Below are 15,831 nucleotides of genomic sequence, written 5' to 3'. Positions count from 1 at the left end.
CAATTTTTTCTAATACTTATAGTGGATGCTGCATGAGTCGCGCCATATCGCATATTGATACATTCCAAGGCTTAATTCTTGCCTTACAAAACTACTGGGCTGAACAAGGTTGTGTGGTGTTACAGCCTTACGATATGGAAATGGGCGCAGGGACATTTCACACTGCAACATTCTTACGTGCGCTTGGGCCAGAAACATGGAACGCAGCATACGTTCAACCCTCACGTCGTCCTAAAGACGGTCGTTATGGTGAAAACCCAAACCGTTTACAACACTACTATCAATTCCAAGTGGTGCTTAAACCGAACCCTGACAATATCCAACAACTGTATCTAGACTCTTTAGAAGCGATTGGTATTGACACGCTTACACATGACATTCGTTTTGTAGAAGACAACTGGGAATCTCCAACATTGGGCGCTTGGGGCTTAGGTTGGGAAGTGTGGTTAAACGGTATGGAAGTGACTCAGTTTACTTACTTCCAACAAGTCGGTGGGGTTGAATGCTACCCAGTCACAGGTGAAATCACTTACGGTCTTGAACGTCTGGCAATGTACTTGCAAGGTGTTGATTCAGTTTATGACTTGGTTTGGACCAAAGGTCAATTTGGTACAGTCACCTACGGTGATGTGTTCCATCAAAATGAAGTAGAGCAATCAACTTATAACTTTGAATATGCCAACGTTGAAAAAATGTTTGAACTCTTCGACTTTTATGAAGCTGAAGCAACCCGTTTAATGGAAGCGGAACTCCCACTTCCAGCATATGAGCAAGTCATCAAAGCATCACACAGCTTTAACTTACTCGATGCACGTGGTGCTATTTCTGTCACTGAGCGTCAACGTTATATTTTACGTGTGCGTACTTTGGCACGCTCTATTGCACAAAGCTATGTGGCTGCTCGTGCCAAACTCGGTTTCCCAATGGCTGAACCGCATTTACGTGACGAAGTGCTTGCACAGTTAAAGGCACAAGTTGAAGCAGAAGCAAAAGCTGAGGAGAATAAATAATGTCTAAACATACAGTTTTATTCGAACTTGGCTGTGAAGAATTACCACCTAAAAGCTTAAAGACCTTACGTGATGCGTTACAAGCTGAAACGGTTAAAGGTTTAAAAGACGCAGGTTTGGCATTTGATTCAATTGAAGCTTATGCAGCACCACGTCGTTTGGCATTAAAAATTGTCAATGTTGATGGCGCACAAGCAGACACTCAAAAGCGTTTTGATGGCCCTGCCCTACAAGCTGCTTATGATGCAGAAGGCAAACCAACCAAAGCCTTAGAAGGCTTTATGCGTGGTCAAGGCATTACTGCGGATCAAGTATCAACTTTCCAAGCAGGTAAAGTTGAAAAAGTTTGTTATTTAAAAGATGTGAAAGGTCAAAGTCTTGACGCTTTACTTCCACAAATTTTACAAACAGCACTAGATAACTTACCAATAGCAAAACGTATGCGTTCTGCGGCAAGCCGTACTGAATTTGTTCGTCCAGTGAAATGGGTCGTCTTGTTAAAAGACAATGATGTGATTGATGCAACGATTCAGGATCATAAAGCGGGTAATCTGACCTATGGTCATCGTTTCCATGCGCCTGAAGCGATTTCACTCACAAATTCAGATGATTATCTACCGAAATTAAAAGCAGCGCATGTTGTGGCTTCTTTTGAAGAACGTCAAGCGATCATTGACCAACAAGTTAAAGCTTTGGCTGATGAAGTCAATGCGATTGCCATCGTTCCTGCTGACCTACGTGATGAAGTGACTGCATTGGTTGAATGGCCTGTTGCGCTACGTGCAAGCTTTGAAGAACGTTTCCTTGCGGTACCTCAAGAAGCTTTGATTACCACGATGCAAGACAACCAGAAGTATTTCTGTTTGGTCAATGCAGCACATAAATTACAGCCTTATTTCATTACTGTTTCCAATATTGAGTCTAAAGATCCAACTCAAATCATTGAAGGCAATGAAAAAGTTGTACGTCCTCGTTTGTCTGATGCAGAGTTTTTCTTCTTACAAGATCAAAAGCAACCACTTGCTTCTCGTAAAGAAAAATTAGCCAATATGGTCTTCCAAGCACAATTGGGCACACTTTGGAACAAGTCTGAACGTATTGCAAAATTGGCTGTGGCGTTATCTGCAATCACAGGTGCAAATTCTGTAGATGCTGAAAAAGCTGCACTGCTTGCAAAATGTGACTTAACTTCAGAGTTAGTTGGAGAATTCCCTGAACTTCAAGGGATCGCGGGAACTTATTACGCACGTATTGAAGGCGAAAACGACGAAGTTGCTGAAGCTTTAGGTGAACAATATTTACCTAAGTTCGCTGGCGATGTTCTACCAAAAACAAAAACAGGTACAACCATTGCCCTTGCTGATCGTTTAGATACCCTCACAGGTATTTTCGGGATTGGTCAAGCACCGACGGGTTCGAAAGATCCATTTGCTTTACGTCGTTCTGCGATTGGTATCTTGCGTTTGGTGACTGAAAATAAGCTTGATGTTTCGATTGAAGAACTGATCAAGCTTGCTTTGGCTGCTTATGGCGATGTATTGAAAGATCATGCGAAGACTTTAGCCGATGCTGTCGCATTCCTTGAAGGTCGTTACCGTGCTAAGTACGAAGACCAAGGTGTTGCCGTTGATGTGATTCAGGCTGTTCAAGCACTTTCTCCAAAATCTCCACTTGATTTTGATAAGCGTGTGACAGCGGTAAATCATTTCCGTGACTTGCCAGAAGCTGCTGCTTTGGCTGCTGCCAATAAGCGTGTTGCCAATATCTTGGCAAAAGAAGCTGCACCTACAGGTGAGATTATTGCAGCTAAATTAGTTGAAGATGCTGAAAAGGCGCTATATACCGAAATTCAAAATATCAAACCTGCAGTTCAACCACTTTTGGACGCGAAAGACTACACCACTGCGCTTTCTAAGTTGGCTGCGCTTCGTGCACCGATTGATGCATTCTTTGAGAATGTGATGGTCATGGCAGATGATGCAGAACTCAAAGCAAACCGTTTACGTTTACTTGCACAGTTACGTGACTTGTTTACAAGTGTTGCTGATATTTCGGTGTTACAGCACTAAGTAGAAACATAAATTATAACCCGCTTTCGAGCGGGTTTATTTTTAGTTTTTGCTTTCCAAAACGCATAAATAAATGAAAACATAACAATAAAAATTAACAATCTAAAACTAAATATTCCCAATACATTGTATAGACTCAATTGATCAAGTTAAGTTTAAGATCAAAAGCATATGAATTCTAAAATATTATTATCTGTACCTTTAATCGCGATCGCCCTCACTGCCTGCTCAACCACACCCACCAATCCAAATGCTCCAACTGTTTTAGAACAACATAAAAATATCTCTGCTGAACCAAGCACAAAACATAACCTTGCCAAACTCATCAAACAAACAGACAACTGTGTCATCGAATTTACGGGCAACTTTGAAACGGGCAAAGCCACAGAACATTGGATTTTTAAAGGTGATCAGCTCATCTCTGCATTTTCAAATGTAGATGCTGAAGTCGAAAATAAACAAACTATTTTTGACCCAAAAGATGCGGAAAAGCTTAAAAACTTCAACTCACTTAAAAACAACTTTAAAACATCAAATCTGGAAAAATGTAATTAATCTCAGCACTTCACTTTGATACGTCGTTGAAGCTAAAAGGGCTAAAATGCAAAATCATTTCGCTCTTTTAGCCACATAAATCACGGGATAAATCCAAACAAGGACGCCAATGAGTCCAATCGCAGCAAATATGAAACTATTTGGGAGGTAATGATTAAACCAATAATAAATTGGATTTAAACCCAATTTAAACGAATTCATCATTGCGTAGAGTATCGCAATCATCAGCACATGAGACAAAATCACATGTCCAATAGATAGCTGATTTTTCTTAAAATATTTTGCAAAATAAAAGCTTGGAATCAAATAAATTAAAAAGACCACGCCCATCACAATCCAACTCATTATTTGATGGCTGGAAGACAATTCATCACCACAGCCACAGGCAAAACTGGGTTTTAAACTCAATATAAAGGTGAGAAATATCAAGATTATTATATTTTTCATTATGATGATTAAACCAACTATTTAACCCAAAGCTTATGTCGTTTTTATTTTAATAACAAGCTAGAAATTTTTACAGAAAATGCTTTTATCATCATTCTCATATTCTTATAAGCATCAGAATTTAAAAAGTAAAAACGCTCAATTCCCCCAAACACATCTGGCCGTAACATTCATTCACAATTCTTACACTATTGTTAAAACTCTGTAGATAAGCTGTTGCTGTTTTATCTCAAAGACTATTTTTATACATATTTCACATTATTATAGACAACACTCAAACTTGAACTCATTCAGGTACAGGATAAAACTAATTATGAAAATGCTTAAAACAACAGTGATCGCCACAGCACTTCTTGCCAGCTCTCCTCTTTTTGCCAATACAGATGTAAGTGCAAATGCTTCTGCTGAAGTCGGAACCAATGGAGGTATTCTTAGCAACATTGGTCAAGGTATCCATAACACAGCAGATAAAGTAGGTAATGGTCTCGAAAAAGGTGTTGATAAAACCCGTGAAGTGTCTAAAGACGCTTGGGATGGCACTAAGAATACTGCTGCTAAAGTAGGTACAGGTCTCGAAAAAGGTGTCGATAAAACCCGTGATGTCTCTAAAGATGCGTGGGATGGCACTAAAAATGTAGCTGATAAAGTCGGGACTGGTGTGGAAAAAGGTGTCGATAAAACCCGTGATGTATCTAAAGATGCATGGGACGGCACTAAACATGCTGCTGATAAAGTCGGGACTGGTGTGGAAACAGGCATAGACAAAGGTAAAGTCGCAACGAAAGGTGCGTGGGAAAATACCAAGAAGTTAAGTTCTGAAGCGGGTCATAACACCAAAGAAGCTGCTGTTAAAGTGAAAGACAAAACTAAATCAGCAACAAGTAAAACTTGGCAAAAAACCAAAGATTTAGTTAAACCAAAACCAGCAAATACAGGTGCAAAAGTAAATTCACAAACTCATGTGAAAACACCAGTAGGTAGCGCTAAAGTCGCAGTATCTACAGATGCCAAAGTTGCTACAAAATAATTTAAATTTATCGCCAATCAAGAAAAGCTCACTTAGGTGAGCTTTTCTTATACATCAGCCAGTAATATGGCATGCAATATATACATATGTTTTCTTGCTGTAGGATTTTTCTTTCCATTTTACTTTTTATCTAAATAAAACAGTATGATAATCCCAATAAGCACTGAGCGAATCGTTACAATCATCATAAAGGGATCAAAACATCATGAAGATGATCAAAAGTCTATGTGTGATCACTGCAATACTTGCAACACCATCACTCTATGCGCAAACCAATACTCAAAATCAAACCCAGCCATATGGTGATAATCCAAATATTTTTAAAGTATTGGCACATAAGACCGGTGAAGCTGTACAGAATACCGCTGAAAAAGTAGGTGATGCGACCGAAAAAAGGATTCAAAAAATTAAACCGTCTTTGGATGAAACCATTGAAAATACCAAAAAATATACCACTGAAAAAGCCACTGAGGCTCGTGATAGTACTCGCCAAGGCATAGATACTGCGGTAAAAAAAGTTGAGCAAACCAAAGATCGAGTGATGGGTAAAACCAATTTAAATGTTCCGATTGAACAAGGCAGCTTAAGCCAATCTTCGACCACACCCAATACGACGAATACTGTAACTGCTGTAACTACAGCAAACGTTCAAAATACGCCGATCACTACACAACCTGTTCAACCCGCAGTTCAAAATCAATTACCCAACAATGGGCAAGAAGAACCTGAAATTAAAAAACAGTCATTACCAATTGAGAACCAAGAGCGTGATGTCAACACCAATACCACAGGTTCAAAAGATACCAACTCAAGCAATACGCAAAGTTCAACAGATGATGAGGTTGGTGTACCAAGATAATCAGTTAAACACATTTAATTCTTAGCACGCCACACCTTGCGCTACCTATGCTCAAGGTGATAGCAATAAAACGAATATAGCTATTTAACGGTGTTTCTTTAACGATGCCTTTTTAATTGCGCCTTTTTTCATTGTGCTTTTTCACTAGGCTCTTTAGCCATTCACCTGACGAATCACTTTACCCTGCTTAAATGCCTCAACATTTTCAAGCATTTGATTCACAATACGTTGACGTGCATCTACACTACCCCACGCACTATGCGGTGTGATAATCAGGTTTGGAATATCATCTGCAAGTAAAATATTACCTTGTGTCGGCGGTTCAACAGAAAGCACATCTGTTGCCGCACCTGCAATTTTACCTTGTCTTAATGCATCGACCAAAGCCTGTTCATTAACGATACCACCACGCGCACAATTGATTAAAAATGCAGATTTTTTCATTTTATCAAAGGCTTGAGCATCAATTAAATCGCGTGTTTCCGCTGTTAGAGGACAATGCAAAGAAAGAAAATCGACTTGAGTAAGCAACTCGACAAAAGGTGTCCGATCCTTATGCGTTGGTCGATTGGGTAATGATGCGACCAAAATTTTCATCCCAAAAGCTTCTGCCAATTTGGCAACCGCTTGACCAAGCTCACCATAGCCAATAATACCAAGAGTTTTTCCAGATAATTCAACAATTGGAAAATCCAGTAAGCAGAAAATTGGCGATTTGTTCCATTCGCCTTGTTTAACTGCATGCTCATATTTGAGTAAAGATGTTGCTAATGCCAACATTAACGTCAGTGTATGCTGTGCAACTGCAGATGTGCCATAGCCCTGACAATTACACACCACAATACCTTTTGATCGTGCAAAATCTAAATCAATATTGTTGGTCCCCGTGGCCGAAATCAAAATTAATTTTAAATTTTTACATTGCTCCATCGCCTCAGCATTCACAATCACTTTGTTGCTGATCACCACGTCTACATGTTGAATGCGTGCTAGAACTTGCTCTGCTGTTGTCGATGGATAAAGTATTAAATCATCAAAAGCTGCTTTTAGCTGACTAAAATCCAAATCCTGTTTATCTAAAGATTCATAATCTAAAAATACAGCTTTCATTGCTTTTCCTTAATGATAGAGAGCCAGTTTTACTTACGAAGCAGATGCTTCTGAAAAACCAAAAGAATTATTCTTTAAAGCCAATAAATATGCATTGGTCATACGGTACGCCTCTTGAATGATGGCTTCAGAAATATAGCTTTCGTTGTAATAACCATGCTTCATACAAGTAAAAACCAATTCCATCAAAATCGTCAATGTATCAGGCTCCTGTGGTACATATTCATCCACTTTAATCATTTCCAATGCTTTTCGGACACCATGACTGACCTTTTTTAATTCTATTTGGTATTCCAGATAAGCTTGTCGGGTAAAAGGTCCACTTAAAATCAACAAGCTCGCCGTTTCAGATTCATTAAAATATTTGGCTGTGGTACGAATCATACTCTCTGAGAGTAACTGTCCATATACTTCTATGGGTGCATTTGGGTTTTCCGTCAACACTCGAACAGCAGCTTGTCCGAGTTGTTTGACTAAATCGTTTAAATGCGTCAGTGCAATATGACGAAAAATATCGTATTTCGTCGGAAAGAACTGATAAATACTGGTCCGTGGAACGCCAGATGCATTGGCAATTTCAGGTATCGAAATCTTTTCAATTCCAATGGATAACAGTAACTCTTGCGTGGTTGCCAGCATCTTATCCATTCTTTTTTGGGAACGTTCTTGTTTTGGTTGGCTCACCTTTTTCGTCATTTTTTTTAAAACTGACGTTGACGTTATTTTAATCATCAGATAATCTCTCATAAAACCCAACAAATGTTGGTTTTAAAAACTTCCTTGTAGTACTACAAAAATATAGAGGAAACCGGAGATGAATTTACCCCTTTCCGATGTACAAATGTCCATACAAAGCAAAACTAAACTTTTTGCTGATCCAGAAGATGAACAACGTAGCCACCGAATTCGTAAAACAATTTTGGAAGCTGGAAATCAATTACGCGAACGTCATCCTTGGCTGGTTCAGCACCAAGACCAAATTGGCCTAGCCATCCTTGTAACAGCTGTAACAGGGATTATTTTCAATATAACACAATACACTCGTGGGAAAATGCCTTGGTATGTGGCAATTCCGCTTTCTGCATTTTGGATGTCGCTCTTACATGAACTAGAGCATGATCTTATTCACCAAATGTATTACCGTAAAAACAAAAAAATCAATGATGCCATGTTGGCAGCCGTTTACGCCTTTCGCCCAAGTACCGTGAACCCATGGACGCGTCGCGAGGTACATCTACATCATCACAAATCATCGGGTACCAAAACAGATTTAGAAGAACGCGGTATTAACAATGGTGATCAATGGGGCTTAAAACGTTTGCTGATGACTGGTGACAATATGTTGGCGATCTATTTACGCCCCATCACCATGATGAAAACCACCAAGCGTTTTATTCATGCTCAAAAGCATTTATCCCAAGCAGATAAACTCAAATTAAAAGCAAAACTTTCTGCGAGTTATGCACCCTTTGGACATATTCATTATGCCTTATGGCATGGTTTCTTATTGATCAATGCTGCCAAATTGGCAATGAAAGCCACAGGCATAGCACAACCTAAAAATAGCTTATGGAGACTTGCAGACAAAACCACAAAGTTTTATGCCATAAGCATTGCAGCACCAAATTTTTTACGCACTTTAAGCCTGCATTTTACCAGTTCCAATATGCATTATTATGGCGATGTTGAAGATGGCAATATCGTTCAGCAGTGTCAGGTCTGGACAGATTGGCGAATGAAACCTTTACAAGCCTTTTGTTTTAACTTTGCTGGTACACATGCGATTCACCATTTTGTTGTACGTGATCCATTTTATATTCGTCAAGCCATTGCCCAAGACTGCTATCCAGTGATGCAAGAAAATGGGGTTCGTTTTAATGACTTTGGGACGTTTAAACGAGCGAATCGTAGGTTCTAAACTTGATAACTTGTATCTTCGTCTTATGAGTTGATAGAGACTTCTGGTATGGATCTTTTATATTTTAAAACACCTGATTACGCCTTATAGTGAGTTAAACAATCAACAAAAAAGACTTTACAATGAATTGGACAGTTTATCCGTCACTTATGCTCGCTCTGCTTGGTTTTGGCTTATATTCACCAGCCTATGCAAAAGCATATGTTTTACAATCGATTAATAACTTGGATGAAGCAGAGTTTAGAAGTTCTGAGGGAAATGAATTCAAACTGATTAAATTAAATCGAGGTTGTCGTATTGAAGCTCGATATTATTTGGAAATGGAAAATCGTGTGTTTAATTATACCTTCCTTCATCAACCACCCATGAAGCAAAAACTACTCCATGCCACGCAAAAAACCTTCCGTTATCATTATAAAGACGGTGAAGAAGGTTCTCTGGCAGCAGTGACTGATGTTTATCAACATTCTAGCGATGTCTATAAAGTCAGTGATTTAGACGTTCAAAATGAATTTAAAAAATATACCGCTTTATTTCCAATCGCCTATTTAAAGCAATGTAACTAAAGCGGTATCTGTCTATTTAAATGGCTCAAATGTCAAATGGTGTTTCAGCTCAACCGCTGACTTTAAGCAACCTTAAAGTGGCAAAACTCATTTAAGCTTTCATCATCAAAACTCACCAAACCTTGAATATCACAACTCATATAAAAGTTTTTATAGGTCAATACATAAAAGTCTGTGGTTTTTTTTATCACAATTGGATTCATATCCAAAGATAACGCTTCATCTTGCTTAAATAATTTGGTCACACGGCGATCATTCATACAGATCAAATAGGTCTGCTTTTTGATCTCGACTTGTGCCAAACCATTGTTTTCAACGTGCAATGGAATAATGTATTTGCCATTCACATCAATTACTTGTTGATCATAGCTTTCTAGCTTTTGCGTGATCACGTTAAATACTAAAATATTGCCAAAACTGTCTTGTAGCTGCGTTTTATCTTCAAAAGCAAAATTGACTTGAATACCCAGTTTCTGCAAATCTTGCTCATCCACTCGCTTATTGGTCAATAAAATACGCGTAATGGTCTGCTTTAAACTGGCATCAAAGAAAGTGCTATCCAGTTGAATATCTGTACCTTTTAGAATTTTACCCAAAGCTTCGTTATGTGTCCCCAATAAGTGAGCAATCACACTACGATAATAAAATTTGCTGTTTTTCTTTACTTCACGAATCTGCTTATAAAAATAAGTTTGATCGTATTCACGTTCAATAAAATCATGTAGTAACGCAGAGTTGGCTAAAACTGCAATCGCATCATGACCAGTATACGGTAAATGTAACGTATGCAATTGAGGGATCAATGGCTTAATTTTTAAATAATGTTCTTTATCATTTTCAAAATAAGGGTCATAAACAATGATGTATTCACAGTCTGCAACGATATCTTGTGCCTGAATACGCATATCCGCATTTAATTCAGCATCATAGAAATCTGTATAACGCTTGTCCTCAACCTCTAAAGGGTCGATTGAATATTGCGGAACCATGGCAACAACACGATTCATTTTTAAAGCTTTGGCATATTTGATTGCCGCATAGCCACCCATCGAACCGCCATAACCCACGATATTTTTAAATTGTTTTAAAATGGGATCAAGATGCTCTAACAATGCAGCCATGCTTGAGGCAGGAAACCAAGACTTCTGTTTTGGCATAATCCCGACCACGGCATAGTTATATTTCATCAAAGACTTTTCAGCATTGATGGAAAGTCCTTTAGCTCTAGAAATCAAGTCACCAAATGACAGGACTAAAGTGTCAGAATCACCTTGTAAATAGATTGCTCTAATATGATCATCTTCAAAAATTATTTGCTTATCCATTCGCACACCGAGCACTAGCTCTATCATTGGCTGAAATTAAATAAATAGGCACTTGCCTATTGATTGCTTCAAGTGTCATATTTTATAGAGTCTAGTCAGATAAAAAAGCGCAAAATATGACACATTCCCTACATCCTGCAGCTCAAAAAGGCTTCAGTACTGCTGCTGAACTTTATCAACAAGTCAGACCCAATTATCCACAAGACGTGGTCAAATGGTTAAAAGAAGATTTAGCCCTTGGCCCAGATTCAAGCGTTGTTGACTTAGGTGCAGGTACTGGAAAATTTCTCCCTTACCTCAAACAAGCAACGCCCAATATTATTGCTGTCGAGCCCGTCACAGAAATGTCGGAACAATTGAAAATAGTACATCCTGATGTACAAACGCTTCAAGCAAAGAGTGATCAAATTCCGTTAGAATCTGAAAGTATTGATGCTGTTTTGTGCGCGCAGTCATTTCACTGGTTTGCCAATATTGAAACCTTGAATGAAATTCACCACATTTTAAAACCTGAGGGTCACCTTGGTTTGGTCTGGAACCAGCGCGATGAGACGATAGACTGGGTTAAAGCATTGGCAGATCTGCTCGCGACGATCGAAGGAGACACACCACGTTACCATAGTGGGCAATGGAAATTGGCGTTTGAAAATCAATTTTTATTCCAACTTGAAACAGCCAAAGTCTTTTCACAAGTACAAACTGGAACCGTGGAAAACGTGGTCAGTAAGCGCTTATTATCCACCAGTTTTATTGCAGCAATGTCTGAAGAAGAGCAATTCAAACTAAAACACAAATTCGAACATATTGTCTTGGAATATACGGGTAAACATTCGCAAGATGAAATAGACTTCCCTTATGTCACCTATGTTTATAACTTTAGGAAACTGCGCTAATCGAAACGCTTTAATGAGGAATGTTTATCATGAATTTAATACTTCGCCCTTTACTCCTTTCAGGTTTACTTACATCCGTCGTTTTCATGGCAGCATGTTCTCCTAAAGATAGTCCACAGCAAAACAATTCATCTGAACCTAAAGATGCCTCTCAAGAGATCATGGATCAATTGAAAACCAAACCGATTAAAAGCTTTCCAAGTACACCAGACGATGCTCACGATATTGCATTACTTGAAGAATATGATCAGAAATTTACCGAAAATAATAATGCTTTAGAAGCTGACCTTAAAAAACGTGCAGCTGAAGATACGCTGACCTACGAAATTGATCAGCAACTCAAACGTGATAGCATTGAATCTGCGTTGAATATGCTTAAACAACTGGATCTAAAAACTGAACAAGGTCGCTATATTCAAGGTTTAATTTATCAATTTTGGGAGAATCAAGCCAAAATCTATGACGAGAATAAACTGTCTAAAGATGGTCAATCTAAAAACTCAGCTGATGATGTAAAAGGTATGGGGGGGATGTTCACAGCCAAAGATCAACTCGATCACTGGAAACAATTGACCGATAAAAAATAAAAAACTAATGCTTTAATCTTCTCTTGTACTAGATCAAATGGCACAAGAGAAGAAACGCTAATCATGTTTGAACCAGTACAATTAAATTGAAATCCTAAGAAACCCGAATACGACAACGCCATTGTTGATCTGGTTGTTTTGAAGATTCCCATGAACGAACATGCACCAATTCAATATAATCTTGTCCTGGTTTTTCAGCTTTAAAACGGAAAGTCTTGGTGCCACCGACACCCACTGCTCCCTCTTCATTATCATTTTGCAAATAGGTTTCTTCTGTTTTAAATATTTTAAGTGGTTGTAATAACTGCCATTGATAACCTGTGCTTGGATTTTCAGGTGCATTGAATACAAGCACTTCACCCACTTTCATATCCATCAAAGTTGGGCACTTTTGTTTCAATGTATACTCATGTGTTTTACCTTCCACTGTAGGACTTGAACTTTGACAAGCGACTAAGCCCAAACTGCAAACCAACAAAGTAAAACCCACTAAACCTTTCATTTATCACACTCTTTATGATTCAAACTGGCTAAAATTATAGCAAACCTTATCATCTTCTCTGATGCGGCTCAATTTGAATTTAGATATTTTGCTTTTCCAACCACTGAATAGAATTCACCCGAATCAGTTTACACGCCCCATCACCGACACCATTCCAATCCAAAGCAGATTTCCACACCAAATCTTTATCATTCACTTGAACCAAATCACCAGTTAAACGAACTAAATCACCACGCTTTACCTGTTTGATTTGTTGAGCAATTTCAGGATTAGCAGGAATAATATGCATATTACTGACCAATTGAGTTGCCAATTGAGCAGGAATTGGTGGTCGAGCCATTTTCCAATTTAAGAAACGATCATATTGATTGATCGAAATCTGGCGGGCAATTTCAGGCTCAGTAAATAAACCACGAGTTACTGCATAATCAATTGGAGAAAATTTTGCTTGCTCATCATCCTTATATTCTTTTGAACCGAGGATCCGAAACTCCCCATGAAAAGGTTCCAAAACAGAAATCTTCTGATGTTGATCGATTGGTGCTAAACCATTGGCAATATTAAATGCTGGGTTGGCTTTTGAAACTTTAGAAGAATCAGTAGATTGAAAGGCATAGACCTGAAAAGCACTCAGTGCCATCAACGCTGCACAGATTAACTTTTTACTCATATCATGCTCCTCAAACCACACTTAAAAATTGTACAAAATCTATAATCCTAGTATTAATATAAAAACTTAAAATAAAAATCGAGTTTCGGTAACAAAATACAGAGATTTCGTCCTATTTTTGTCTTATATTCAAAGCAGGCTTTGGTTAGAATTTAGCTTATATTCCTATAATTGCATACAATGATGATTTATAAATTTTACCAACAACGTATTTTCCCGCATTTGCTTAATCAGGTGATGCAAACACCAAGTATGATGGATGGACGTGCAGAATTACTTGGAAAAGTTCGAGGTGAAGTCTTAGAAATCGGTTTTGGTACAGGTTTAAACCTGCCATTTTACCAAGAGGTTGATCAAGTTTATGCGCTTGAGCCAAACCGAGATGTCTATCAACTTGCTCAAAAACGGGTATTTGATGCACCTTTTCATGTACAACACATTCAAGCCAGCGCAGAAAAGCTGCCTTTTGCAGATCATTCAGTCGAAAATATCGTCAGTACATGGACCATGTGTAGCATTGCCAACTTAGACAAAGCCATTCAAGAAATTTATCGTGTTTTAAAGCCTCAAGGGACACTGCATCTAATTGAACACGTTCAATATCATGACAATAACACCTTAAAAAAACTGCAAGATCTTTTAACGCCTATACAAAAAGTTATTGCTGATGGATGTCACTTAAACCGTAACATCGAACTTGAACTTTTAAATGCCAATTTTAAGTTTTCTGAAAAATATTATTTTGATGCTGAGGATCTGCCAAAAATTGGACGACGTATGTTTATGGCCAGAGCACACAAGCTCTAAGCTTTCGCCATTGAATAGAATAGATAAATTTAATAGAAAATTTGATAGAGAAATTTTAACCTCACTCAATCCCGGTTAAAAGCAAGATCGTTTCGGCTTTCACCCACAATTTAAAAACAATGTCCTTTTCACTTGATCTAAAGCAAAGTCGAAAAGGACCTTGGTTTTTGATTTAGGCTAAAAATCTGTACACTCGATGCAATAACACTTCAACCTTCTAATCTTCAAAATCAATCCGAATCGTTTCAAAGCGGACTCGCCCATCTTGAATTGCTTGAGCAATCGCTTGTTGCCCTTTGGTCAAACGTGCCCCACCACTCTTAATATCAATCAGCACCACTTCAATATCTTCAGCCAAACCTTCACCATCTCGAAAATCGGTATAACCATCAAACACCACATAATCAATAGGATCCCCTAAAAACTTGGCATCACTGGGTAAATAACGAAACTCTGGCATGATTGGTGCAAGTTGTTCCGCCATTTTGCCTTTCAACACAGCACGACTGGTATTTACACTACGCTTTTGCGCGCTTGCTAAAGTCTGCTGATGCTCTAATTCCAACTCAGCAATATATTGCTCATACTCTGCTTTGATTTTGCCATTACGCGTACTTGATAACACGATTGTGGTTAAAACGATGCCAATACATGCACCAATTAACATCGCCATCCAGATGGACATGCTTTTTCCTTTAACTCGATATCTTGCACAATGTAAACAACTACTAAAGTTTTGTCATGTATAACCTATATGCTAAAAATTAATGCTAAAGTAAGGTGAAGGTTAGCTTACAGACTTAATTGATCAATCATGAAAACAATACTTGTTGCAAATTTAAAAGGCGGTTGTGGGAAAACGATTACAGCAATAACATTAGCGACGGCGCTTGCACAAAAAGGCTATAAAGTGGCCTTGGCTGATGCAGATGGACAAAAATCTGCACTGCAATGGTTAAAGCAACGTCCTGACACTGCAGCAACAATTCAAAGTCTGGATTGGCGTCATGAAAAATCAATTGGAGATGCACCTAAAAACTTAGATTATTTAGTGATTGATGCACCAGGTGCTTTAACTGGTGAACATGCTGAGCAATTGATTAGTGAATGCCATGCTGTAGTCACTCCGCTACAACCCTCATTTTTTGATATCGACAGTACCCGACGTTTCCTTAAACACATCCAAGACATTAAAAAAATCCGTAAAGGCAAAGTTTCTGTATATCTGGTTGCCAATCGAATGAAAGCCAACAGCTCAAGCTCGAAAGATATTCAGCAATTCTTTGATAAAATCGAACAAAAACCTGTTGCATGGATATCCGAACGTACTGCCTATAGCCAATTGGCGATGCAAGGTTTAAACGTTTTTGATAAAACCCAAAAGAACTTTTTAACCATTCAAGAACAATGGCAACCCTTACTTGATGCTTTAATAGACGATCCAAGCGATTGGTTCTAAAACCAATTCAAGAAAGATCAGATAAAG

At 38.4% G+C, this 15,831-nt stretch carries 18 protein-coding genes; 11 read left to right on the top strand and 7 right to left on the bottom strand.

Translation table 11 applies throughout. The annotated features are described in order from the left end of the window. Positions 1-32: 32 nt before the first annotated feature. The 3 genes from glyQ (at position 33) to AC07U8_RS02120 (ending at position 3,634) form a co-directional block, all read left to right on the top strand. Positions 33-1,010, top strand: coding sequence for a glycine--tRNA ligase subunit alpha (gene glyQ, locus AC07U8_RS02130; protein WP_004718182.1), 978 nt, complete (start codon positions 33-35; stop codon positions 1,008-1,010). Further along, the gene (gene glyS, locus AC07U8_RS02125) at positions 1,010-3,079 is read left to right on the top strand and encodes a glycine--tRNA ligase subunit beta (protein ID WP_494737231.1); all 2,070 of its coding nucleotides are present in this window, start codon (positions 1,010-1,012) and stop codon (positions 3,077-3,079) included. The genes glyQ and glyS overlap by 1 nt, the downstream gene beginning before the upstream one ends. Before the next feature lie 171 nt (positions 3,080-3,250). Then, the gene (locus AC07U8_RS02120) at positions 3,251-3,634 is read left to right on the top strand and encodes a hypothetical protein (RefSeq protein WP_262782208.1); all 384 of its coding nucleotides are present in this window, start codon (positions 3,251-3,253) and stop codon (positions 3,632-3,634) included. Between the two features lie 54 nt (positions 3,635-3,688). Here the strand turns inward: AC07U8_RS02120 and AC07U8_RS02115 are convergent, their stop codons facing one another. Further along, entirely contained in the window at positions 3,689-4,081 is a 393-nt protein-coding gene (locus tag AC07U8_RS02115) for a hypothetical protein (protein ID WP_262782209.1), read from the bottom strand. Positions 4,082-4,394: 313 nt separating this feature from the next. On the opposite strand from AC07U8_RS02115, the gene AC07U8_RS02110 reads away from it, so the two are divergent. Further along, complete coding sequence (locus AC07U8_RS02110; RefSeq protein WP_105714013.1) at positions 4,395-5,108, top strand: hypothetical protein; 714 nt, start codon at positions 4,395-4,397, stop codon at positions 5,106-5,108. A 205-nt stretch (positions 5,109-5,313) separates the two neighbouring features. Further along, the gene (locus tag AC07U8_RS02105; RefSeq protein ID WP_494737230.1) at positions 5,314-5,967 is read left to right on the top strand and encodes a hypothetical protein; all 654 of its coding nucleotides are present in this window, start codon (positions 5,314-5,316) and stop codon (positions 5,965-5,967) included. A 153-nt stretch (positions 5,968-6,120) separates the two neighbouring features. On the opposite strand, the gene AC07U8_RS02100 is transcribed toward AC07U8_RS02105, so the two are convergent. Next, entirely contained in the window at positions 6,121-7,077 is a 957-nt protein-coding gene (locus AC07U8_RS02100) for a 2-hydroxyacid dehydrogenase (RefSeq protein ID WP_494737229.1), read from the bottom strand. Between the two features lie 33 nt (positions 7,078-7,110). Next, complete coding sequence (locus tag AC07U8_RS02095; RefSeq protein ID WP_105714016.1) at positions 7,111-7,809, bottom strand: TetR/AcrR family transcriptional regulator; 699 nt, start codon at positions 7,807-7,809, stop codon at positions 7,111-7,113. A gap of 82 nt (positions 7,810-7,891) precedes the next feature. Between AC07U8_RS02095 and AC07U8_RS02090 the strand changes: the two genes are divergently transcribed. After that, on the top strand, positions 7,892-8,995 hold the full coding sequence (locus AC07U8_RS02090) for a fatty acid desaturase (RefSeq protein WP_494737228.1): 1,104 nt from the start codon (positions 7,892-7,894) through the stop codon (positions 8,993-8,995). A 122-nt stretch (positions 8,996-9,117) separates the two neighbouring features. Then, positions 9,118-9,561 carry a hypothetical protein gene (locus tag AC07U8_RS02085; RefSeq protein WP_335954338.1) on the top strand — a complete coding sequence of 148 codons (444 nt, stop codon included), beginning with the start codon at positions 9,118-9,120 and terminating at the stop codon, positions 9,559-9,561. 62 nt (positions 9,562-9,623) lie between these two features. Here the strand turns inward: AC07U8_RS02085 and AC07U8_RS02080 are convergent, their stop codons facing one another. After that, positions 9,624-10,913 carry a hypothetical protein gene (locus AC07U8_RS02080; protein WP_004818705.1) on the bottom strand — a complete coding sequence of 430 codons (1,290 nt, stop codon included), beginning with the start codon at positions 10,911-10,913 and terminating at the stop codon, positions 9,624-9,626. An 89-nt stretch (positions 10,914-11,002) separates the two neighbouring features. Here AC07U8_RS02080 and AC07U8_RS02075 point away from each other — a divergent pair, with 89 nt between their 5' ends. Continuing rightward, the gene (locus tag AC07U8_RS02075) at positions 11,003-11,779 is read left to right on the top strand and encodes a class I SAM-dependent methyltransferase (RefSeq protein ID WP_494737227.1); all 777 of its coding nucleotides are present in this window, start codon (positions 11,003-11,005) and stop codon (positions 11,777-11,779) included. Positions 11,780-11,808: 29 nt separating this feature from the next. After that, entirely contained in the window at positions 11,809-12,366 is a 558-nt protein-coding gene (locus AC07U8_RS02070; RefSeq protein ID WP_004718211.1) for a hypothetical protein, read from the top strand. Positions 12,367-12,460: 94 nt separating this feature from the next. Here the strand turns inward: AC07U8_RS02070 and AC07U8_RS02065 are convergent, their stop codons facing one another. Then, positions 12,461-12,868 (bottom strand): protease inhibitor I42 family protein, encoded by a 408-nt coding sequence (locus AC07U8_RS02065; protein WP_004718213.1) that lies wholly within the window; start codon positions 12,866-12,868, stop codon positions 12,461-12,463. Positions 12,869-12,947: 79 nt separating this feature from the next. Next, positions 12,948-13,538 carry a hypothetical protein gene (locus AC07U8_RS02060; RefSeq protein ID WP_004818701.1) on the bottom strand — a complete coding sequence of 197 codons (591 nt, stop codon included), beginning with the start codon at positions 13,536-13,538 and terminating at the stop codon, positions 12,948-12,950. Between the two features lie 183 nt (positions 13,539-13,721). Here AC07U8_RS02060 and AC07U8_RS02055 point away from each other — a divergent pair, with 183 nt between their 5' ends. Continuing rightward, entirely contained in the window at positions 13,722-14,345 is a 624-nt protein-coding gene (locus tag AC07U8_RS02055; protein WP_004718217.1) for a class I SAM-dependent methyltransferase, read from the top strand. 217 nt (positions 14,346-14,562) lie between these two features. Here the strand turns inward: AC07U8_RS02055 and AC07U8_RS02050 are convergent, their stop codons facing one another. Further along, positions 14,563-15,030: a Holliday junction resolvase-like protein gene (locus tag AC07U8_RS02050; RefSeq protein WP_034615380.1), complete on the bottom strand. Its 468-nt coding sequence runs from the start codon at positions 15,028-15,030 to the stop codon at positions 14,563-14,565. A gap of 129 nt (positions 15,031-15,159) precedes the next feature. Between AC07U8_RS02050 and AC07U8_RS02045 the strand changes: the two genes are divergently transcribed. Next, positions 15,160-15,804: a division plane positioning ATPase MipZ gene (locus AC07U8_RS02045; RefSeq protein ID WP_004718222.1), complete on the top strand. Its 645-nt coding sequence runs from the start codon at positions 15,160-15,162 to the stop codon at positions 15,802-15,804. Positions 15,805-15,831: the final 27 nt, after the last annotated feature.

This window comes from Acinetobacter sp. GW821-FHT01E09 (assembly GCF_059422385.1).
This window is presented reverse-complemented; position numbering and strand designations above follow the sequence as displayed.